Genomic DNA, 20,007 nt, shown 5'->3' with positions numbered 1-20,007 from the left:
AGGACAACCCTTATTTTTATACTTCCATAATAATAGGTAAAATCATTGGTCGACGTTTTGTTTTTTCGAATAAATATGGTCCTAAAACGTCGGTAATTTCATTTTTCAATTCAGTCCACTGAGTAGATTTTCCTTGAATCATTTCATTTAAATGACTATTTAACATTTTTTGTGCTTCACTAATAAGCGTTCCAGATTCCCGCATGTAAACAAAACCACGGGAGATAATATCAGGTCCAGCGACAATTTTTTGTTTCTTCATATCTACACTAACAACGACGATGACTAATCCTTCTTCTGAAAGAATACGGCGATCTCTTAATACAATATTGCCGATATCTCCAATACCACTACCATCGATGTATACATCACCAGAAGGAATTCGACCAGCTACGTGGGCTTCATTGGAACTTAATGCTAAAACGTCCCCATTTTCCATAACAAATGTATTTTCAATAGGTACGTCACAATCTTCCGCAAGGTTCGTGTGCATTTTTAACATGCGATATTCACCGTGAATTGGCATGAAAAACTTCGGTTTAATTAGTCGAAGCATTAATTTTTGTTCTTCTTGTGATCCGTGGCCGGAAGTATGGATATTGTTTAATGAACCATGGATTACTTCAGCACCTGCACGGAACAATAGATTAATAATTTTATTAACACTCATAGTATTTCCTGGTATTGGTGAAGAAGAGAATACTACTGTATCACCAGGTTGGATTTGGATTTGTCGATGGGTACCATTTGCAATTCGTGATAATGCTGCCATCGGTTCCCCTTGAGAGCCTGTACATAAAATCATCACTTCATTTGCTGGTAAACGGTTGATCGTTTGTGCATCGACAAAAGTTTCCTTTGGTGCAGTTATATAACCTAGTTCGCGACCGATGGAAATGGCATTATCCATCGAGCGTCCGAAAACAGCAATTTTACGGCCATATTGGGCAGCCGCATCTGTCACTTGTTGAAGACGATGGATGTTTGATGCAAAGGTTGCAAAAATAATACGTCCTTCAACTTTTCGTAAAATATCATGAATACTTTCGCCAACTTTACGTTCAGACATCGTAAAGTTTGGAACTTCTGCATTCGTACTATCAGATAATAAACAAAGTACACCATCTCGGCCGATTTCCGCCATTTTCGTTAAGTTTGCAGGTTCTCCTACTGGAGTAAAGTCAAACTTAAAGTCTCCTGTATGGACGATGTTTCCAGGAGGTGTTTTAACGACAATCCCAAAGGCATCTGGAATACTATGTGTTGTACGGAAGAAGCTGACAGATGTTTTTCTAAACTTAATGACGTCGTCTTCTTTAATCTCGATTAATTTTGTTGTTCGAAGTAAACCGTGTTCATCCAGTTTATTGCGCAATAAACCTAAAGCAAGCTTCCCACCGTATACAGGAATATTCACTTGGCGTAATAAATAAGGAATACCGCCAATATGGTCTTCGTGTCCATGGGTAATAAATAGACCTTTAATTTTATCAGCGTTACGTACTAAATAAGTGTAATCCGGTATAACATAGTCGATTCCTAATAAATCGTCTTCAGGAAATTTGATTCCAGCATCGATGACAATAATTTCATCCTGGAATTGTACTGCATATGTGTTTTTACCGATTTCGCCCAGTCCGCCGAGAGCGAAAACAGCCGCTTGATCATTTTTTACAAATTTCATAAATATTAAGCGTTCTCCAAGCGGAAGTTCGGGCTATTTTTTTCATACTCTAAATAGTTGCCCTCTAGCAATTGAATATATTCAATGTTGTAGTTACGGTCTTTTAAATACTCGCGGACTTCTCTTTCAGAAGATGCTTCTAAATAAAGACTCTTTGTATTTTCGCGAACTGGTACCTCTAAAGCATTTTCTTGATAATAAACTTTGTAAATCATATTTTCTCTCCTTTAATTAACGTACATTTTCTTGCATCGACTAGATTTTAAAAATTCCATTGTGCCTTAGAAAATATAGCAGAATATTGGCTCAATCATATACTAAAATCTACGACATTTTCTAGAAGCTTTATCTTTCTTCAGTAAATAGACTATTTAAACATTGAAAACACCTGTCTCCATATTACCATCAATTGGTTGAAGAGTCTTGTTTTGAAGAAAGATAAATGTCTCTAATCTTTTAAATGATGCATTTCCTTTATATTATCATGCGTCTCCTTTAAAATAAAGAAAAGCCCTTCGATTTTGAAGGGCTTAAGCAATTGATTTTTTTCCGAGGATGCCATTTAATCGTTTCAAAATTTTCTTTTTGAGTCGTTTTAACATGGCACATCACTCCTTAAGTTCATTATACTGTTATTTTTCTATATGTAAAGTATTTTTCATTTACATATAAATATGCATTGAGAGGGTTTTGACATGACAAACATACTATTTTTTGATGTTGATGGAACACTTTATAATACGAGGAAGGAAATACCGAATTCTGCCAAAGAAGCTATAGAGCGAGCCCGACAAAATGGGTATGAAATTGCTATTGCGACAGGTAGAGCGCCCTTTATGATTCAAAGTATTTTAGAGGAGTTAAATATTGATACATACGTTACGTTTAATGGCCAATATGTCGTCTATAAAGGGAAGGTCATCTATACAGATAGCGTTCCGAAAGAGTATTTATCTAAAATTATTGAATTCGGTCACAAAAGAAATCATCCGGTTGTTTTCTTAGATGATAAAGAAATGATTGCTTCTGTTGAAGGAAACCCATTTATAGAAGAAAGTATAAATACACTTCAATACCCTTATCCTGTCTCAAACCCTTCCTTTTATGAAAATGCTGAGGTATACCAAACGCTTATTTTTATTGAAGAAAAAGACGAAAAAGTTTACCATGAGACTTTTCCGGAAGTGAAATTTATTAGATGGCATCGATATTCCTGTGATATTATTCCGAAAGACGGATCGAAGGCGAGAGGGATAAAAAAATTATTGGAGAAAATGAATATTCCGATTGAAAATTCCATCGCATTCGGAGATGGTTTGAATGATATTGAAATGCTACAAGCTGTTGGGACATCTGTTGCGATGGGAAATGGCCACGAGCAAACAAAAAGGGTAGCTACTTACATTGCGGATCATGTTGATAATGATGGTTTGTCTAAAGCGATGAAAGAGCTTCGAATTATATAGATTCAAATGAAACATTGTTATTTATTATTAGTTTATGTAGGACATTGATACCTACCTAGACTATAATTAAAATATTTTGTTAATAATGAAGGAGGTGTCTTATAAGACACCTCCTTTATCTATTATTCACCGTTAAGTGGGAATGAATCCGGTACTTGAGCGAAAGGATTTTCTTCATTAATGTGATCGTAGAACATCACACCATTTAAATGATCTAATTCATGTTGGAATGCAACGGCTGGTAAACCATTTAAACGAATTTTCTTTTCTTCACCATCAACTGTATAAAATTTAGCAGTGATTCGTGCATAACGAGGAACATAGCCAGGTATTTCACGATCGACGGATAAACAACCTTCACCTGAAGGTATATAAGTTTTTTCTACAGAATGACTGACGATTTTTGGGTTGATTGCAACAAAACTATAAAGTTCCCCTTTATCATCTTCTACATGTAAGGCGAACATTCTTTTTAGTTGATTGACTTGATTGGCAGCTAAACCAATACCAGGACGAAGACCATATTTTTCAGCAATCTCTGGATTTTGACTATTGATTAAATATTCCAATAGGTCAGAGGCAAGTTTACGATCATCTTCAGTTAAAGGAAATGTCACTTCCTCTGCTCTTGTTCGTAATGATGGATGACCTTCACGAATAATATCTTTCATTAAAATCATATTTATTCTTCCTTTCAACAGCTACTATGTAATTAAAGTATACAAAACTGACGATTATATTTTAAAAATATCATATGTTTTACTTTTTTGCTTTAGAAAAGTTTAACTATAACAGTATATGTAAATATAAAAATGAAGGAATGATAATTTTAGAAAAATTATGTAATGAAAACAAATGAAATGTTAAGTTGAAATGTTCTGTTATAATACAGTTCTCTTTTTCGGTATAACAGATTGATTTTGGAGAGAAAATAAGAATTTGAGAAAAAAAGTGTAAATTAAACAATAATCAATGATTGACCGAATGAAATTATTTTTATATACTCAATCTAACAATATATTGTACTATTTTTTTTGAGAGAAATTTTAATACAGAACTAAGGAGAGGTGCTTTATGGGAGAAAAAATTTCAAAACAATTTGATCCAACTGCTATTTTACAAGAGATCGAAAGTAAGTTTGAGATGTTCCAAATTTTAAATGAAGAGGGAAAAATCGTTAATGAAGATGCTGTTCCTGATTTAACGGATGAAGAATTAGTTGAACTAATGACTCGTATGGTTTACACACGAATTTTAGATCAACGTTCGATTTCTTTAAATCGTCAAGGTAGATTAGGTTTCTATGCACCGACTGCAGGTCAAGAAGCATCTCAATTAGCTTCTCATTTTGCATTGGAAAAAGAAGACTGGATTTTACCTGGTTATCGTGATGTTCCTCAAATCGTATGGCACGGCCTTCCGTTATGGAAAGCGTTTTTATTTAGCCGTGGGCATTTTGTAGGGAACCAAATTCCAGAAGGGGTTAACGTTGTACCTCCACAAATTATTATCGGGGCACAATACGTTCAAACAGCTGGAGTAGCGTTAGGTATTAAAAAACGTGGAACAAAAAATGTTGCGATTACTTATACAGGTGACGGTGGTTCTTCTCAAGGTGACTTCTATGAAGGAATTAACTTTGCAGGAGCCTTTAAATCACCAGCTATTTTCGTCGTACAAAATAACCAATATGCGATTTCAACACCACGTGACGTTCAAACTGCCGCAAAAACAATTGCTCAAAAAGGGATTGCAGCCGGAATTCCAAGTATTTTAGTTGACGGTATGGATCCATTAGCAGTTTATGTAGCGACTCGTTATGCTCGTGAACGTGCAGTCAATGGTGATGGACCTTCCTTAATTGAAACAATGTGTTACCGTTACGGACCACATACAATGTCTGGTGATGACCCAACTCGATACCGTACAACGGATATTGATAATGAATGGGCAGCTAAAGATCCAATCGTTCGCTTCAGAATTTACCTAGAAGGCAAAGGATTATGGTCTGAAGAAAAAGAAACAGAAGTAATTGAACGTGCTAAAGAAGAAATAAAAGCAGCGATTAAAAAAGCTGATGAAACACCAAAACAAAAAGTAACAGATTTAATTGAAAATATGTTCGAAGAAAAACCTTATAATTTACAAGAGCAATATGAAATCTATAAAGCGAAGGAGTCGAAATAACCTATGGCACAAATGACAATGATTCAAGCAATTACGGATGCACTACGTTGCGAACTAAAAGACGATGAGAATGTTTTAGTGTTCGGTGAGGACGTAGGTGTAAACGGTGGGGTATTCCGTGCAACGGAAGGCCTTCAAAATGAATTTGGCGCCGATCGTGTATTTGATACACCGCTAGCTGAATCTGGAATTGGTGGGTTAGCAGTCGGGTTATCATTAACAGGTTTTCGACCAGTTCCTGAAATTCAATTTTTCGGTTTCGTATATGAAGTAATGGATTCAATTAACGGTCAGTTAGCTCGTTACCGTTATCGAACAGGCAATACTTATGCGATGCCAGTGACAATCCGTTCGCCTTTCGGTGGTGGCGTTCATACACCTGAAATGCACTCTGATAGTTTAGAAGGTTTAATGGCTCAACAGCCTGGATTAAAAGTTGTCATCCCTTCAACTCCTTACGATGCGAAAGGGTTACTTATTTCATCTATTCGTGATAATGATCCAGTTATTTTCTTAGAGCATTTAAAACTATATCGTTCAGTACGTGAAGAGGTACCAGAAGAGTCTTATACAATACCACTTGGTAAAGCTGATGTGAAACGTGAAGGGAAAGATTTAACGATTATCGCATACGGCTTAATGGTTCATGAAAGTTTAAAAGCAGCTGAAGAGCTTGAAAAAGAAGGATACTCAGTAGAAGTGATTGACTTACGCACGATTCAACCGCTTGATATTGATACAATTATTGCGTCTGTTGAAAAAACAAACCGTGCAATCGTTGTACAAGAAGCTCAAAAACAAGCTGGTATTGCGGCGAATGTCGTAGCTGAAATTACAGAGCGTGCTATTTTAAGTTTAGAAGCACCGGTTTTACGTGTAGCAGCTCCTGATACAGTATATCCATTCCCACAAGCTGAAAATATTTGGTTACCGAATTATAAAGATATTTTAGAAACAGCGAAAAAAGTTTTAACATTCTAATGATTTGTAGATAGAAAGGGTGAAATAAATGGCGTTTGAATTCCGCATGCCTGACATTGGAGAAGGTATTCATGAAGGTGAAATTGTAAAGTGGTTCGTTAAACCAGGTGACAAAATTCAAGAAGATGATGTACTATGTGAGATTCAAAATGATAAAGCAGTCGTTGAAATGCCTTCACCAGTAGAAGGAACAATTGAGGAAATCGTCGTGGAAGAAGGCTCAGTAGCAGTCGTTGGAGATGTTATTATCCGTATCGATGCCCCTGGATATGAAAATCTTCAGTTTAAAGGCGATGATCATCACAAGGAAGAACAATCTACCGCTACTACGAGTGCGCAAGTTCAAGGTACAGCAGAAAACGGTGGTCCTGTAGAAAAAGCACCAGTAGAAGGTGATTCGAAAGAAACTGAATCAAAGCAAACGACAACGCCAGTTACAGCTGCTGCAACTGCAAACAATGAGCGTGTAATCGCAATGCCATCCGTACGTAAATATGCTCGAACAAACGATGTAGATATTCATTTAGTGAGCGGAACAGGAAAAAATGGCCGCATTTTAAAATCTGATATCGATAACTATTTAAATGGTGGTGCGAAAAGCAAACCAGAAACAGATTCAACGGTTGAAGAAACGAAATTAGAAACAACAACTACTACTGTCGAAGCACCCGTTAGCTTTGAAGGAGAATTCCCTGAAACACGTGAAAAAATTTCTGGTATTCGAAAAGCGATTGCAAAAGCAATGGTTCATTCTAAACAAACGGCGCCTCACGTTACGTTAATGGACGAAGTAGATGTAACTGAATTAGTTGCCCATCGTAAGAAATTTAAAAATATTGCTTTAGAAAAAGGAATTAAACTAACTTACTTACCTTACGTGGTGAAAGCATTAGTTTCCACTTTACGTGAATTCCCAGACTTAAATCGTTCATTCGATGACGCGACAAATGAAATTATTCAAAAGCACTATTATAATATTGGTATTGCAGCCGATACAGAAAAAGGATTACTTGTACCAGTTGTAAAACATGCTGACCGCAAGTCCATTTTCAAAATTTCTTCGGAAATTAATGAACTTGCAACAAAAGCTCGTGAAGGAAAACTTTCACCAAATGACATGAAAGGTGGAACATGTTCGATCACGAATATTGGTTCTGCTGGAGGTCAATGGTTTACTCCTGTCATTAACCATCCTGAAGTAGCAATTTTAGGAATTGGAAGAATTTCAGAAAAACCTGTAATAAAAAATGGTGAAATTGTAGGGGCACCTGTGTTAGCATTATCATTGAGCTTTGATCATCGTATGATCGACGGCGCCACAGCGCAAAATGCTTTAAATCATTTAAAACGTTTGCTCAGTGACCCGGAACTTTTATTAATGGAGGCGTAAAAAATGGTAGTAGGAGATTTCGCAATTGAAATTGATACTTTAGTCGTTGGAGCAGGCCCTGGTGGTTATGTAGCCGCAATTCGTGCAGCTCAAACTGGACAAAAAGTAACAATTGTAGAAAAAGATGTATTAGGTGGCGTTTGCTTAAACGTAGGATGTATTCCTTCAAAAGCTTTAATTTCTGTTGGTCACCGTTTTGAACATGCTAAACATTCAGAAGATATGGGAGTTATTGCTTCTGAAGTGAAACTTGATTTTGAAAAAGTTCAAGCTTTCAAAAATAGCGTTGTTAACAAATTAACTGGCGGTGTAGAAGGCCTATTAAAAGGAAATAAAGTAAATATCGTTAAAGGTGAAGCATACTTCGTTGATGCTAACACAGTTCGTGTGATTGACGGGGATTCTGCTCAAACATATACATTTAAAAACGCAATTTTAGCTACAGGTTCTCGCCCTGTTGAAATTCCAACATTTAAATTTTCTGATCGCGTTTTAAATTCAACTGGCGCTCTTAACTTAAAAGAATTACCACAAAAATTAGTCGTTATCGGTGGCGGTTATATCGGTACAGAATTAGGTTCTGCATTTGCAAACTTTGGTACTGAAGTAACAATTATCGAAGGTGGTAAAGATATTTTAGCTGGCTTCGAAAAACAAATGACTCAAATCGTTAAAAAGGGCTTAAAGAAAAAAGGTGTAACAATCGAAGTAAACGCATCTGCTAAAGGTGTTGTTGAAAACGAAAATGGCGTAGTTGTTACTTATGAAGTTGGTGGAGAAGAGAAAACTGTTGAAGCTGACTATGTATTAGTAACAGTAGGTCGTCGTCCAAACACGGATGAGCTTGGCTTAGAACAAATTGGTATTGAGTTTGCAGAGCGTGGTTTATTAAAAGTTGATAAACAATGCCGTACAAACATTCCTAACATTTATGCAATTGGTGATATCGTTGCTGGACCACAACTTGCTCATAAAGCTTCTTACGAAGGTAAAGTAGCTGCAGAAGCAATCGCTGGTGAAAAATCAATCGTAGATTACTTAGCTATTCCAGCTGTATGTTTCACAGATCCAGAAATGGCAACTGTTGGTTACAGTGAAGAACAAGCAAAAGCTGAAGGTTTAGAAGTAAATGTGGCTAAATTCCCATTCGCTGCGAATGGTCGTGCCCTTGCTTTAAACCAAACTGAAGGTTTTGTAAAATTAGTAGCTCGTAAAGAAGACGGTTTACTTGTAGGTGCTCAAATTGTTGGTGCTGGCGCTTCTGATATGATTTCGGAATTATGTTTAGCAATTGAAGGTGGAATGACTGCTGAAGATGTATCTTTAACAATTCACCCACACCCAACATTAGGTGAAATTACAATGGAAACTGCTGAAGTATTACTTGGCAATCCAATCCATATCATTTCAAAATAATAGTATGTTTAAAACGTATTCATTCTGCAATTTTGTAGATGAATACGTTTTTTTGTTTGCTTTGGTATAAAAAATAGGGTGCGATTTTCATATACTGCTTTTTAGCTGAATAATCAAAACCTACAAAATTTTCGCTAAGTTGATTATAATGATGATAGTTCATTATATTTTATTTTTAGGGAGAACCGATGAAATCTCATACGTTGCAGTCGAAAATATTTACATATAATATTTTCGTTATTTTATTAATTATAGTTGCCATTGGCATTTCATTTTACTTTACATTATCAAGTGTCATTAAAAATGAAATTGGTTTAAAAGCAGTACAAATTGCTAAAACAACAGCTAATCGTCCGGATATTATTGCAGGTTTTTATGCCGATAATCCATCAGAAGTACTTCAACCAATCGCTGAAGAAATAAGACGGGAAACCGATGCCGAATATGTCGTAATTGGGAATGAAGAAGGGATTCGTTATGCCCATCCAGTTGAGGAACGTATCGGTCAAAAAATGGTCGGAGATGATAACGAAGATGCGCTAGAAAAGGGACTAACTTATATTTCAGAGGCAACTGGAACCCTTGGGCCAGCCATTAGGGGGAAAACACCGGTCATTGGATATGAAGGCGAAATTATTGGAGTTGTATCAGTTGGATATTTAAAAACAGACCTTAGTACAATGTTTTTAAGATACTTGGATAATATTGTTTATATTTTAATTTTTGGTATAATGATAGGAATTATTTTCTCGTCCCTTCTATCAAAACGTTTAAAAAAGGAACTACTAGATTACGAACCAATCGAAATCGCCGAGCTGTTAAAACAACAAAATGCCCTTATTGAATCCGTACGAGAAGGAATTATTATGGTGGATCATAAAGGGACGATTACGGTTGTCAATTCGGCAGCTCACAAAACATTGTCTATTAGCGAAGATGTTCCATTAGTCGGCAAAGACATACGTGAAGTAATTCCGAACTCCCATTTATTTGAGGTTCTATCTACCGGTGAAAGACAGTTGGATCGACCGATGATTATAGCTGGAAAGAAAACCGTTGTAAATCGAATCCCTATTTTAAATGGTGATAAAGTAGTCGGTGCTGTTTCAAGCTTCCGTTTACAATCGGAAATTGATCGTTTAGCACTGGAACTTTCCCAAGTAAAAAAATATGCCGAAGCATTACGTGCCCAAACCCATGAATATAATAATTTCTTATATACGATTTCTGGTTTAATCCAGCTAGAAAATTATCATGAGGCACTGGATTTAATACATAGTGAACGGGCGGAACAAGGGAGTTTAATTCAATTTATATCCCAAAGATTTAATGATCCATTAATTAGTGGGATTTTAATCGGTTTTTATAATCGAGCGAAAGAATTGAAAATAAAATTAATTATCGATGAAGATAGCCTTTTAGAAAAGTTGCCTAAATCAATACAAAAACATCTTTTTGTATCGATTTTAGGAAATCTAGTAACAAATGCCTTTGAAGCTGTTGAACATCTAGAAGAAAAGGAGCGTTCAGTAAGGATATTAATACTAGATAATGGAAAGGAAATTTTAATTGAGATTGAAGATAGCGGCAACGGAATTGACGATGACATAAAAGATCATTTATTTGAAAAAAGAATAACAACAAAAAATGAGGAAAATCAGCATGGGTTTGGTCTAATAAAAGTAAAAGAAAATGTTGCGGAACTAGGAGGTGAAATATATATTGAAAATGGTGATTTAGGGGGAGCACTATTTATCATCGTGATTCAAAAAGGGGGGATTAATCATGCATGACATAATAGAAGTTTTAATCATTGAGGATGATAAAAGAATTGCACGCATTCATCAAAAATTTCTTGAAAAAATTGACGGGTTTCAAAATGTAGGAATTGCTTATAATGCGGAAGAGGCCTTTGAATGGATTGATTCCTTTCATCCACATTTAGTTTTATTAGATGTCTATTTTCCTGATAAATTAGGGACAGACATTTTAGAATATATTAAAATAAATAGTCCTGAGACGGACACAATTTTTATAACTGCAGCATCTGAAACAGAAATCTTAAAAAAAGCCTTTCATGGTGGTGTAGTAGACTATTTATTAAAACCGCTTACATTTGATAAATTTAAGGAAAGTTTAGAATCATATCGTTCTAAGAGATTGCTACTTGAAAAAAATGCCCATCTGGAAGAACATGAAATTAAAGAGATTTGGGCTTCTACGAAAGAAGCACAAAGATGGGATGATTTAACACCAAAAGGGATCGATGCGATTACGAAATCGAAAGTATATCAATATTTAGGTACATGTGAAAAAGGGGTAACTGCTGAAACGTTAGGAAAAGATTTAGGAATTAGTCGCTCGACGGCAAGGCGTTATTTAGAACATTTAGTAGCTGACAATAAAGCCTATACAGATTTAATTTATGGAACAGTTGGTAGACCGGAAAGAAGGTACATATTAAAAAAAGAATAATAAGAAATTCCATAAAAAGGGAAGTTAAATTTAATAACGATTCCATTTAAATTGCACCAGTTTTGGTGCTTTTTTTATTTTTCTATTCATCTCTACATATTCTCGTGAACATTATGAACAAAATAGGCTTTATGGAATTAATATCATTTTATTTTACTTTTATTGTAATAAGTATGCGCTTTCATTAAAGTACAGTTAGACATTCATAAAAAATGGGGATGCATAAGGGGGATATTATGAAAAAACAATTAATGCTTAGTATTGTACTTACACTTTCTTTTATTTTAGCAGCGTGTGGTAGCAATAGTTCAAAATCTTCAAGTGAGGGAGATTCAAATTCTAGTTATCCAGAAAGTAATATCGTAATGGTTGCACCATCTGGAGCTGGTGGTGGCTGGGATTTAACAGCACGTGCTGTTTCAAAGGTTATGTCTGAAACAGGTTTAGTAGAAAAGGCAATTACAGTTGAAAATAGAGCCGGTGGTGGCGGAGCGGTATTTATGGCAGAGTTTGCTACAAAAGAAGCTAATAACGATTATATGTTAATGGCAAAATCACCACCAATTATTGTCAATAATTTAAAAGCAGAAGGAAATAGTCCTTACGGTTATAAAGATACAAAACCACTTGCTCAGTTAACGAGAGATTATGGAGCAATTGTTGTGAAAGCGGATTCACCATACAACAGTTTAACGGAAATATTAGATGCGATTAAAGAAGATCCTTCTTCTATTACATTAGCTGGTGGTTCAGCACCGGGCTCAATGGATCATCTAATTGGTATATTACCAGCCTTTAAGTATGGTATCGATCCGAAAAACGTAAAGTATGTTTCTTATGACGGTGGTGGAGAAGCGGTTGCAGCGTTATTAGGTGGAAATGCTGATATGATTGCTACAGATGCATCTGCAATAGGTGAATATGTGAAATCGGGGGATGTAAAAGTGTTAGCGGTTAGTTCAACTGAACGTTTAACAGGCGTCTTAGAAGATGTCCCAACATTCCAAGAACTAGGTATCGATGCAGAGTTCACGATTTGGAGAGGAATTTTTGGACCAAAAAATATGTCGGATGAAGCATTTGACTATTGGACGAAAAAATTCGAAGAAATGGTAGAAACAGAAGAATGGAAAACGGAATTAGAACGTAACGGTTGGGCAAGCGAATATCGTAATGCCGAAGAGTTTACAGCATTTTTAGAGGAACAGGAAAAAGTAATTGGTGACTTATTAAAAGCATTAGATATGCATAAATAATGTAATAGCTGTCCGATAAGAATTTCTTAGAGGACAGCCCATTTTTTTAATGAATGAGGTGCAGTGATGACAAAGACGTTTGATAAAATCGCTGGAATAGTTTTTTTATTAATAAGCATTTTATTTATTTCGGAAAGCTTGAAAATTTCCGGAAGTGCTTATGGCTCCACAATTGGACCAAAGACATATCCATTAATATTAGGAATTATATTAGGACTTTTAAGTTTACGTTTGTTATATGAAACATTTAAAAGTAAATCAGAAAATAAAGGGAAAACAACCTTTGAGTTTAAAAAATTTGGCATAATCTTTATTTCTGCTATTCTTTATATTTTTTTATTGGAAATCATCGGGTATGTGTTCTCAACTTTCATCTTTTTAGTCGTTGCATTCCAAGTGATGGAGAAAGGAAAAATCCTATCAACGATAATCATTTCAGCAATTTTCGCAATAGGTGTGTATACAATGTATGTTCAGTTGCTCGGTGGGGCATTACCGAAATTTTCGTTATTTTAAATAAGAGGTGTTGAAATGAGTACAATTCAATATTTATTTGATGGATTCGCTGTAGCACTTCAATGGCATAATTTATTATTTGCCTTTATTGGGGTAGTTATTGGAACTGCTGTTGGGGTTCTACCAGGGATAGGTCCAATGAGTGGAGTCGCATTGCTCATTCCGGTTACTGCTACTTTAACATCAGGAATGCCTACAGATGCTGCAGCCGCAAGCTCTATTATTTTATTAGCTGGAGTTTATTATGGTGCGATGTATGGAGGTTCTACAACTTCAATTTTATTAAATACACCTGGTGAGTCTTCATCGGTTGTGACAGCTTTAGATGGTTATCAAATGGCACAAAAAGGTCGAGCAGGTGCTGCGTTATCTATTGCAGCAATAGGTTCCTTTGTTGCGGGTATTATAGCTCTTCTTGGTCTAGTGCTATTAGCGAAACCATTATCGAATCTTGCATTAGAATTTGGACCGGCAGAATATTTTTCCCTTATGTTATTAGGGTTATGTGCTGTGAGTGGTTTAGCTGGAAAATCGATGACAAAAGCATTAATGATGACCGTATTTGGTTTAATGCTTGGTACGATTGGAATTGATGCAGTATCAGGGATTGCCCGTTTTACATATGATCTTCCAGTACTTTATGGAGGATTGGAATTTTTAACGATTGCTGTAGGGCTATTTGCATTAGGAGAAGTATTTAAAACGATTTTAGAAAGGGATAATGGTGATGCGCCTATAGCAAAAATCAATCGCATTTTGCCAACAAAACAAGATTTGAAAGATAGTGCGAAGCCAATTACCCGTGGTTCTTTACTTGGATTTTTCATTGGAGTATTACCAGGAGCTGGTGCAACGTTAGCATCCTTCTTTTCTTATATGACAGAAAAAAAGATAAGTAAAAATCCCGACTCCTTTGGGAAAGGAAATATTGCAGGCGTTGCAGCACCAGAATCAGCGAATAATGCAGCTTCAGGCGGTGCAATGATTCCACTATTAACATTAGGTATTCCAGGATCAGGAACAACAGCAATTTTAATGGGAGCTCTTATTATGTATAATGTGCAACCAGGTCCTTTACTATTTGATGATCACCCTGAAATTGCTTGGGGATTAATTGCAAGTATGTTTATTGGAAACTTCGTTTTATTAATATTAAACATGCCTTTAGTAAAAGTGTTTGCAAAGATTATTCAAACGCCTAAAAAGTATTTACTACCAATTATTATTGCCATCTCCTTCTTTGGTGTTTATGCAGTCCAATATACAACCTTTGATTTATATTTATTGCTTGCTTGTGGTGTATTAGGGTATTTATTGTCAAAAAATGATTATCCTGTAGCACCAATTGTTTTAGCATTAGTACTTGGACCGATGATTGAGAATAATATGCGTCGAGCATTAACAATTTCAAATGGGGATTGGAGTATTTTTGTCACAAGTCCTTTATCCCTTGTATTTTTAATCATTGCTGCAGCGTGGATCATTGTGCCTTTAATTTTAAAAGTTACAGGTAGAAAAGTTATTGTAAATGAAGAAGAATAGAATTAAGGTATCATTTTTCGAGACAAAGTAGAAATTCTGCTTTGTCTTTCTTTTATTTTCTAACATTATAGACAGCTATTTTTCATAGGCGTACAATAACTGTATTAAGAAAGGGGGGAGGCAAAAGGTTAGCCCTTTTGCTAAAAGATGAGAATTATCCGTATTATAGCTCAAATCGCTATCTTATATATTTTTTATTATTTAGGAGTGTTCTTTGTAGAAATAACTAAGTTACCTTTACCAGCTAGTATTGTTGGTTTAATATTGCTCGCTATTTGTTTACAAATGAAATGGGTAAAGGTTGAATACATTCGAGAAGGAGCGGGCTTTCTCATTGCCTTTATGACGCTATTTTTCATTCCGCCAATTGTAGGAATTATTGATTATCCTGAGTTGTTGTCAATAGAAGGAATTATATTAATGGCGACGATATTTATTAGTACTGTAATTACTATATTATTTACGAGTAAATTAAGTGAAAAAATCGAACAAAAGGAATTAAAATTAAAGGAGAAAAGGGAAGGAGGCAACGAGGTTGTTAAAAGCAATCATCTTCATCATTAGTACAGTTGTTTTATTTTTGTTATTCAATCAATTACATAAAAAATATCCTTACCCTTTTTTATTGCCAATCTTAACAACAACAATCGTTATCATCGCAGCGCTGTTATTATTGAATATCCCTTTTTCCGACTATATGGAAGGTGGTAAGTATATTCAACATTTATTAGGACCTGCAGTCGTTGGGTTAGCGTATCCTTTATATAATCAAAAACAGTTAATCATGAAATTCAAATATACGATTCTATCGGGTATTTTCATCGCTATGTTTAGTGGTTTAATTAGTGTATATATCATTTTAAAATTATTTAAATTGGATGATTCATATATTTTAACAGCCTTGCCAAAATCGTTGACGACTCCTATTGCGATGCAAGTGAGTGAAACGATTGGTGGAATTCCACCATTAACTGCAGTCTTCGTCATGATTGCAGGATTTACTGGAGCTTTATTTGGCTCGGTAATTTATAAGGTGGGGAAAGTTCATTCTCCTATTAGTAGAGGAATCTCCATGGGAAGTGCCAGTCACGGTGTTGGAATTACAAAGTTAAAAGAATATGGGGAAGAAGATTTGTCAATTGGTTCATTATCGATGGGATTAAGTGCAGTAATTGGTGCCATATTATGTCCGATTTTTGTATTTATCTTCTTTTGATGTAAAAAAAGAGGATGTCTTAAATAGCAGACATCCTCTTTTACTAGTTGAAATTGTAATTAAAAAATTGGTTTTCGTTCTTTAATAACGCGAATCGTTTTTAACGAAAGATCCTCTGGCCCTTGAACAGGTAATCCAGCTTCGATATTCATTTGGATATATCGGATATTATCTTCAGTAATTATTTCCCCAGGAATAAAAATAGGAATACCAGGGGGATATACCATGATGAATTCTGCACAAATATACCCAACAGATTCTTCTAACGGCATTACTTCTGTGCTAGAGTAGAAGGCATCTCGAGGTGTCATCGCAAGAGCTGGAATATCAGGGATATTTACGTTCGTTTCTTTTACGGATGCATCTGACTCAAAAGCTAATGACATTCTTTGTAGAGCATTCACTAGTAAATTAATTTCTTTTTTCGTATCCCCTAATGTTACTAAGCAGAGGATATTATAAAGGTCAGATAATTCAACTTCTATATTGGCGTTAAGACGTAACCATTCTTCAGCTTGATGACCTGTAATTCCTAAATCTTTTACACTGATTAGAATCTTTGTAATATCCATATCAAATGTTGCAGAGGAATGTAGTTTTTCTCTACCAGCCACTTTTAAGTGGGGAATTTTATTAATTCGTTTTCTTGCATCTTTAGCAAGGCGAATTGTTTCATCAATTAAATCATATCCATGTACTGCTAATTGACGTCTAGCACAGTCTAACGAAGCGAGTATTGGATATGAAGTTGAAGTAGTTGTTAACATCGAAAGAACGGATTGTACTCGGTTTACCGATACTAATCCTTCTTTTACGTTCAATACAGAACTTTGTGTCATCGAACCACCTAATTTATGCACGCTCGTTGCAGCCATATCTGCCCCTGCCTGCATAGCAGATATCGGTAATTCGTCATGGAATTTAATATGCACACCATGCGCTTCATCCACAATAACAGGGATGTTATGGGCATGGACAATATCAACAATTCGTTTTAAATCAGCTGCAAAACCAAAGTAAGTAGGATTAATAACTAACATAGCTTTTGCATCTGGATATGTTTTTAACGCTTTTTCAACCGATTCAGCTGATATACCATGAGCAATACCATATTCTTCATCGACTTCAGGATGGATAAAAATAGGGATGGCTCCAGCTAAAACAATTGCAGACATTGTTGATTTATGAACATTCCGTGGTACCAAAATTTTATCACCTGGACCGACGACAGTTAAAATCATCGCCATGATAGCGCCACTAGTACCTTGAACGGAAAAAAATGTATGGTCAGCACCAAAGGCTTCAGCAGCTAACTTTTGAGCTTCTTTAATAGCGCCTTTTGGTGAATGTAAATCATCTAGTGGAGCAATATTGATTAAATCAATTGATAAAACGTTGTCTCCGACGAACTCACGAAAGGCTGGGTCCATTCCTTGACCTTTTTTATGTCCAGGAATATGAAATTGTATTGGATGTCTATTTCGATGTTTGAGTAATACGTCGAACAATGGAGTCTCTAATTGTGACAACGCAGGTACCACCTCACTTTATATAAATTTTGAAAACAAGAAGAATTATAGCACCTATTCAACTTCATGACTACATAAATTTAAAGGAATTTTTCTAATGTGAGAGAAATTATTAATAGAATGTGAAAAAGGGGATGACGTTATGAACTGGGAAACAAGAATAACACGACTTTTAGGGATAAAATATCCAATTATTCAAGGAGGGTTAGCTTATTTAGCATACTCTGATTTAGCTGCTGCAGTATCGAATGCTGGGGGATTAGGTCAAATTACAGCAATGAGTTTAAAATCGCCGGAATTACTAAGGGAAGAAATTTATAAAACTCGGGAAAAAACTGATCGCCCCTTTGGAGTAAATTTTGCTATCGGAATGTATGGTAAAGGATATGAAGAAATGGTGGAGGTTGCAGTGGAAGAAAATGTACCTGTCATTTCAATGACGGGAGGTAATCCGGCACCAATCTTCCAATTATTAGAAGGGACAACAATAAAAAAGTTAGTATTAGTTGCTGCAAAAAGACAAGCCATAAAGGCTGAACAACTTGGAGCTGACGCGATCATGGTCGTGGGTCAAGAAGGGGGAGGTCATTTAGGGCGGGACGATGTTGGAACGATGGTACTTGTTCCTCAAGTAGTAGATAGTGTTTCCATTCCTGTAATCGCTTCTGGAGGTATTGGAGATGGCCGTGGATGGATGGCTGCCCATGCGTTAGGGGCTGAAGGTATTGAAATGGGGACAAGGTTTATTGCAACGAAGGAATGCGTCCATGCTTCACGGGAGTATATTGAAGCACTCCTACAAAGTTCAGAAACGGATACGACGATTATTAAACGGTCAATTGGCGCTCCTGCTCGTGTATTAAAAAATGAGTTTACAGAAAAAATTTTAGAAATAGAAAATAAAACACCTACATACGAGGCATTAAAAGATTATATTAGTGGAGAGGCAAATAAAAAATTTATTTATGATGGGGACAATCAAAATGGTTTTGGATGGGCTGGACAAGTAACGGGAATGATAAAAGATGTGCCATCCGTACAGGAGTTAATTGAGCGGATGGTTGCGCAAGCTGAACAAATAAGAGTAAAATGGGGTCACTAAAAATTTAAAGGTAGGGTTTTGTATGGAATATTCTTATCCACTATCACCAGATTGGTCAACAACTGAAATTATTGATGTGATAAAGTTTTTTGAAGGGGTAGAACAAGCATATGAAAAAGGAATTAAACGGGAAGATATGCTTGCTAGATATCGTCGCTTTAAAGAGATCGTCCCTTCTCAAGCGGAAGAAAAAACAGTCTTTCGTGAGTTTGAAGAAGTTAGTGGTTATGTAAGCTATAAAGTAGTAAAACAAACGAAAGAAAAAGAAGACGGTACAATCATTAAAATGTAACTAAAAAATTGTATGTATGAATTTTAAAGGATTTGGAATGCTATCATTTCAAATCCTTTTTAATGTGCGCCCGGCATGCGTATGAACTATAGGGTGCAAGTCCCGAACCCCGAAGACAGAAGTAGAGGTTAGCTAAGAGCAAGGGTGTCCGTGGCGACGCGGAATCAGAAGGAAGCTGGAGGCAAAACACCGGTCCGAGGAACACGAATCTCATATAAGGCTAGGTATGATTGAATGAGTTTGCATTACAAAACAAAGTTCCTTCTGTCGAAGGTCATATCAAGTAAATGAGGCGGATAGATGGTGTGAAAGTGCATACGCTTACCCGGGGAGGTCTGACAGAAACGTGAAGTACCCTTCATAACCTACTTGGAGACAAGTAGCTGAACTGTCAGAAGTCAGCAGAGGTCATAGTACGAGTAGGTCTAGAATTACTCGGAAGGACTGAACAATTGAGAGAGATTAGCCCTTGGCTTTCCATCTAGAATGAATAAGCACAGAAAACAGAGAAACCTCACGCTTAGAAAGTAGTGGTGAATCCCACGAGGGTATTTGCGGAGGGTGGAGTTCAGATGGACATAAGAAGATAAGCTAATCACGGAAAGGTACGAAATGGTGATGTTGGATCAAATTCTCGAACGGCAAAACATGATACAAGCGCTAAAGCGAGTTGAAGCGAATAAAGGAAGCCATGGAGTAGACATGATGCCCGTACAAACCTTACGACAGCACATTATCGAAAATTGGAAAAACATTAAATCGTAGATTTTGAATGGAACCTATGAACCGCAACCAGTACGTCGAGTCGAAATCCCGAAACCAGATGGTGGTGTGCGTTTACTAGGTATCCCAACCGTGACAGACCGTTTGATTCAACAAGCTATCTCGCAGATTTTATCGAAGGAATATGACAAAACATTTTCGGACCAGAGTTATGGATTCCGTCCAAACCGGA

General features: G+C 36.1%; 18 protein-coding genes and 1 pseudogene. 15 read left to right on the top strand and 4 right to left on the bottom strand.

The genetic code is table 11. From position 1 onward, the window contains the following. Positions 1-16 precede the first annotated feature (16 nt). Both rnjA and EC501_RS11195 read right to left on the bottom strand, forming a co-directional pair. Entirely contained in the window at positions 17-1,684 is a 1,668-nt protein-coding gene (rnjA, locus tag EC501_RS11200) for a ribonuclease J1 (RefSeq protein WP_122972385.1), read from the bottom strand. Positions 1,685-1,689: 5 nt separating this feature from the next. Further along, entirely contained in the window at positions 1,690-1,899 is a 210-nt protein-coding gene (locus EC501_RS11195) for a DNA-dependent RNA polymerase subunit epsilon (protein ID WP_122972384.1), read from the bottom strand. Positions 1,900-2,379: 480 nt separating this feature from the next. Here EC501_RS11195 and EC501_RS11190 point away from each other — a divergent pair, with 480 nt between their 5' ends. Next, on the top strand, positions 2,380-3,150 hold the full coding sequence (locus EC501_RS11190) for a Cof-type HAD-IIB family hydrolase (protein WP_122972383.1): 771 nt from the start codon (positions 2,380-2,382) through the stop codon (positions 3,148-3,150). A 122-nt stretch (positions 3,151-3,272) separates the two neighbouring features. On the opposite strand, the gene def is transcribed toward EC501_RS11190, so the two are convergent. Continuing rightward, complete coding sequence (gene def / locus EC501_RS11185) at positions 3,273-3,830, bottom strand: peptide deformylase (protein ID WP_122972382.1); 558 nt, start codon at positions 3,828-3,830, stop codon at positions 3,273-3,275. A 394-nt stretch (positions 3,831-4,224) separates the two neighbouring features. Here def and pdhA point away from each other — a divergent pair, with 394 nt between their 5' ends. The 11 genes from pdhA to EC501_RS11130 all read left to right on the top strand — a co-directional run bounded on the left by pdhA (position 4,225) and on the right by EC501_RS11130 (position 16,129). Continuing rightward, complete coding sequence (pdhA, locus tag EC501_RS11180) at positions 4,225-5,337, top strand: pyruvate dehydrogenase (acetyl-transferring) E1 component subunit alpha (protein WP_122972381.1); 1,113 nt, start codon at positions 4,225-4,227, stop codon at positions 5,335-5,337. A 3-nt stretch (positions 5,338-5,340) separates the two neighbouring features. Then, positions 5,341-6,318, top strand: coding sequence for an alpha-ketoacid dehydrogenase subunit beta (locus EC501_RS11175; RefSeq protein ID WP_122972380.1), 978 nt, complete (start codon positions 5,341-5,343; stop codon positions 6,316-6,318). 28 nt (positions 6,319-6,346) lie between these two features. Further along, positions 6,347-7,708 (top strand): dihydrolipoamide acetyltransferase family protein, encoded by a 1,362-nt coding sequence (locus EC501_RS11170; protein WP_122972379.1) that lies wholly within the window; start codon positions 6,347-6,349, stop codon positions 7,706-7,708. Between the two features lie 3 nt (positions 7,709-7,711). Next, the gene (gene lpdA, locus EC501_RS11165; protein WP_122972378.1) at positions 7,712-9,124 is read left to right on the top strand and encodes a dihydrolipoyl dehydrogenase; all 1,413 of its coding nucleotides are present in this window, start codon (positions 7,712-7,714) and stop codon (positions 9,122-9,124) included. Between the two features lie 188 nt (positions 9,125-9,312). Then, a complete protein-coding gene (locus tag EC501_RS11160) occupies positions 9,313-10,917 on the top strand; it encodes an ATP-binding protein (RefSeq protein WP_122972377.1) in 1,605 nt (534 codons plus the stop codon). Further along, positions 10,910-11,599: a response regulator gene (locus tag EC501_RS11155; protein ID WP_122972376.1), complete on the top strand. Its 690-nt coding sequence runs from the start codon at positions 10,910-10,912 to the stop codon at positions 11,597-11,599. The genes EC501_RS11160 and EC501_RS11155 overlap by 8 nt, the downstream gene beginning before the upstream one ends. 236 nt (positions 11,600-11,835) lie before the next feature. Next, the gene (locus tag EC501_RS11150) at positions 11,836-12,855 is read left to right on the top strand and encodes a tripartite tricarboxylate transporter substrate binding protein (RefSeq protein WP_122972375.1); all 1,020 of its coding nucleotides are present in this window, start codon (positions 11,836-11,838) and stop codon (positions 12,853-12,855) included. A gap of 66 nt (positions 12,856-12,921) precedes the next feature. Continuing rightward, on the top strand, positions 12,922-13,371 hold the full coding sequence (locus EC501_RS11145; protein ID WP_122972374.1) for a tripartite tricarboxylate transporter TctB family protein: 450 nt from the start codon (positions 12,922-12,924) through the stop codon (positions 13,369-13,371). Positions 13,372-13,386: 15 nt separating this feature from the next. After that, on the top strand, positions 13,387-14,913 hold the full coding sequence (locus tag EC501_RS11140) for a tripartite tricarboxylate transporter permease (RefSeq protein WP_122972373.1): 1,527 nt from the start codon (positions 13,387-13,389) through the stop codon (positions 14,911-14,913). Positions 14,914-15,060: 147 nt separating this feature from the next. Further along, the gene (locus tag EC501_RS11135; RefSeq protein WP_122972372.1) at positions 15,061-15,477 is read left to right on the top strand and encodes a CidA/LrgA family protein; all 417 of its coding nucleotides are present in this window, start codon (positions 15,061-15,063) and stop codon (positions 15,475-15,477) included. Continuing rightward, positions 15,449-16,129, top strand: coding sequence for an LrgB family protein (locus EC501_RS11130; RefSeq protein ID WP_122972371.1), 681 nt, complete (start codon positions 15,449-15,451; stop codon positions 16,127-16,129). The genes EC501_RS11135 and EC501_RS11130 overlap by 29 nt, the downstream gene beginning before the upstream one ends. Before the next feature lie 59 nt (positions 16,130-16,188). Here EC501_RS11130 and EC501_RS11125 read toward each other — a convergent pair whose 3' ends face one another. After that, positions 16,189-17,658 (bottom strand): aminotransferase class I/II-fold pyridoxal phosphate-dependent enzyme, encoded by a 1,470-nt coding sequence (locus EC501_RS11125; protein ID WP_122972370.1) that lies wholly within the window; start codon positions 17,656-17,658, stop codon positions 16,189-16,191. A gap of 142 nt (positions 17,659-17,800) precedes the next feature. Here EC501_RS11125 and EC501_RS11120 point away from each other — a divergent pair, with 142 nt between their 5' ends. The 3 genes and pseudogenes from EC501_RS11120 to EC501_RS11110 form a co-directional block, all read left to right on the top strand. Then, entirely contained in the window at positions 17,801-18,760 is a 960-nt protein-coding gene (locus EC501_RS11120) for an NAD(P)H-dependent flavin oxidoreductase (RefSeq protein ID WP_122972369.1), read from the top strand. Between the two features lie 22 nt (positions 18,761-18,782). Beyond that, positions 18,783-19,052 carry a UPF0223 family protein gene (locus tag EC501_RS11115; RefSeq protein ID WP_122972368.1) on the top strand — a complete coding sequence of 90 codons (270 nt, stop codon included), beginning with the start codon at positions 18,783-18,785 and terminating at the stop codon, positions 19,050-19,052. 615 nt (positions 19,053-19,667) lie between these two features. Next, a pseudogene (locus EC501_RS11110) lies at positions 19,668-20,007 on the top strand (group II intron reverse transcriptase/maturase); the annotation flags it as partial.

Origin of the sequence: Lysinibacillus halotolerans (assembly GCF_003711845.1) — a bacterium.
GTDB lineage: Bacteria > Bacillota > Bacilli > Bacillales_A > Planococcaceae > Ureibacillus > Ureibacillus halotolerans.
This window is presented reverse-complemented; position numbering and strand designations above follow the sequence as displayed.

Bases quoted from the DNA above. Each gene is read 5' to 3' on its own strand.
- rnjA (WP_122972385.1), bottom strand. From the start codon at position 1,684: ATGAAATTTGTAAAAAATGATCAAGCGGCTGTTTTCGCTCTCGGCGGA.
- EC501_RS11195 (WP_122972384.1), bottom strand. From the start codon at position 1,899: ATGATTTACAAAGTTTATTATCAAGAAAATGCTTTAGAGGTACCAGTT.
- EC501_RS11190 (WP_122972383.1), top strand. From the start codon at position 2,380: ATGACAAACATACTATTTTTTGATGTTGATGGAACACTTTATAATACG.
- def (WP_122972382.1), bottom strand. From the start codon at position 3,830: ATGATTTTAATGAAAGATATTATTCGTGAAGGTCATCCATCATTACGA.
- pdhA (WP_122972381.1), top strand. From the start codon at position 4,225: ATGGGAGAAAAAATTTCAAAACAATTTGATCCAACTGCTATTTTACAA.
- EC501_RS11175 (WP_122972380.1), top strand. From the start codon at position 5,341: ATGGCACAAATGACAATGATTCAAGCAATTACGGATGCACTACGTTGC.
- EC501_RS11170 (WP_122972379.1), top strand. From the start codon at position 6,347: ATGGCGTTTGAATTCCGCATGCCTGACATTGGAGAAGGTATTCATGAA.
- lpdA (WP_122972378.1), top strand. From the start codon at position 7,712: ATGGTAGTAGGAGATTTCGCAATTGAAATTGATACTTTAGTCGTTGGA.
- EC501_RS11160 (WP_122972377.1), top strand. From the start codon at position 9,313: ATGAAATCTCATACGTTGCAGTCGAAAATATTTACATATAATATTTTC.
- EC501_RS11155 (WP_122972376.1), top strand. From the start codon at position 10,910: ATGCATGACATAATAGAAGTTTTAATCATTGAGGATGATAAAAGAATT.
- EC501_RS11150 (WP_122972375.1), top strand. From the start codon at position 11,836: ATGAAAAAACAATTAATGCTTAGTATTGTACTTACACTTTCTTTTATT.
- EC501_RS11145 (WP_122972374.1), top strand. From the start codon at position 12,922: ATGACAAAGACGTTTGATAAAATCGCTGGAATAGTTTTTTTATTAATA.
- EC501_RS11140 (WP_122972373.1), top strand. From the start codon at position 13,387: ATGAGTACAATTCAATATTTATTTGATGGATTCGCTGTAGCACTTCAA.
- EC501_RS11135 (WP_122972372.1), top strand. From the start codon at position 15,061: ATGAGAATTATCCGTATTATAGCTCAAATCGCTATCTTATATATTTTT.
- EC501_RS11120 (WP_122972369.1), top strand. From the start codon at position 17,801: ATGAACTGGGAAACAAGAATAACACGACTTTTAGGGATAAAATATCCA.
- EC501_RS11115 (WP_122972368.1), top strand. From the start codon at position 18,783: ATGGAATATTCTTATCCACTATCACCAGATTGGTCAACAACTGAAATT.